This window comes from Marichromatium sp. AB32, assembly GCF_003718675.1.
Lineage (GTDB): Bacteria > Pseudomonadota > Gammaproteobacteria > Chromatiales > Chromatiaceae > Marichromatium > Marichromatium gracile.
Genome location: NZ_RHFJ01000129.1, coordinates 1 through 1,100 on the forward strand (window position 1 = coordinate 1; position 1,100 = coordinate 1,100).

A 1,100-nucleotide genomic window follows, 5' to 3' on the forward strand; every position below is an offset into this window, starting at 1 on the left:
GTCTCGACACTGAACGGTATCCAAGGGGCGAACCCTGCATGGACAAGGCGAGTGGGTATGAGGACTGGCCCAGGATCAAGGAGTGGACGACGATGATGTCTCTCGGAATCGATGTCTCGAAGGCGAAACTGCACACCGCGCTAGAGCTGAACGAGCAGGAGCGGGTCAAGATCAAGACCAAGACGGTGCCCAATACCGCCGCGGGGGTGGAGGCGCTGATCGACTGGCTGGGGCGTCAGGGGGCGAGGCCGGAGGCGGTCCATGTGGTGTTGGAGGCCACCGGCCCTTACCACGAGACGGCCGCCGAGCTGCTCCACGGGCGGGGCCTGACGGTCTCGATCGTCAACCCGGCCCAGGCCCGGGACTTTGCGCGCGGCCTGGCCGTGCGCACCAAGACCGACGCGGTCGATGCCAAGGTGTTGGCGCGCTTCGGCGCGCTCCTCAAGCCCGCGCCCTGGACGCCGCCCTCGCCCGAGGTGCGCTTCCTGCGGGCGCTGCTGGCCCGTCAGCGCGCCCTCATTGAGGACCTGCGCCGCGAGCGCAACCGTCTGGAGAAGGTCGAGGCGACCCACACCCCGGCGCTGGTGCGCGACTCGGTGCGCGAGAGCATCGCCTTCCTCGAGGCCGCCCTCGCCAAGCTCCAGCAACAGATCGACGACCACCTCGACGGCCATCCTCAGCTACGCGAGGACGTCGACCTCCTCACCTCGATCCCCGCCGTCGGCCTCAAGGTCGCTCAGCGCTTCGTGGCGTTGCTGCAAAGCCGCCCCTTCACCTCGGCCCAACAGTTCGCCGCCTACCTCGGGCTCGTGCCCGTCGAGCGACAGTCGGGCACCTCCGTGCAGGGGCGCGCCAGACTCTCCAAGGCCGGGCCTGCGCATGCACGCGCCACCCTCTACATGGCCGCCGTCACCGCCATTCGCTACAACCCTCACGTCAAGGACCTCTACGAACGCCTCCTGGCGCGCGGTAAGCCCAAGATGGTCGCCCTCGGCGCCGCCATGCGGAAACTCGCCCACATCTGCTTCGGTGTGTTCAAGAACCGTCGTCCCTACCAGCCCGATTACGCTTCCGCGGCTTGACGGGAAAGACGGTATCTT

At 67.7% G+C, this 1,100-nt stretch carries 1 protein-coding gene; it reads left to right on the plus strand.

Annotated elements, in window-relative coordinates; genetic code table 11:
- Positions 1 to 92: 92 nt before the first annotated feature.
- Entirely contained in the window at positions 93 to 1,082 is a 990-nt protein-coding gene (locus tag EBL85_RS16815; protein WP_123143510.1) for an IS110 family transposase, read from the plus strand.
- The last annotated feature ends 18 nt before the right edge of the window (positions 1,083 to 1,100 follow it).

Coding starts and splice junctions, on each gene's coding strand:
- EBL85_RS16815 (WP_123143510.1), top strand. CDS start 93: ATGATGTCTCTCGGAATCGATGTCTCGAAGGCGAAACTGCACACCGCG.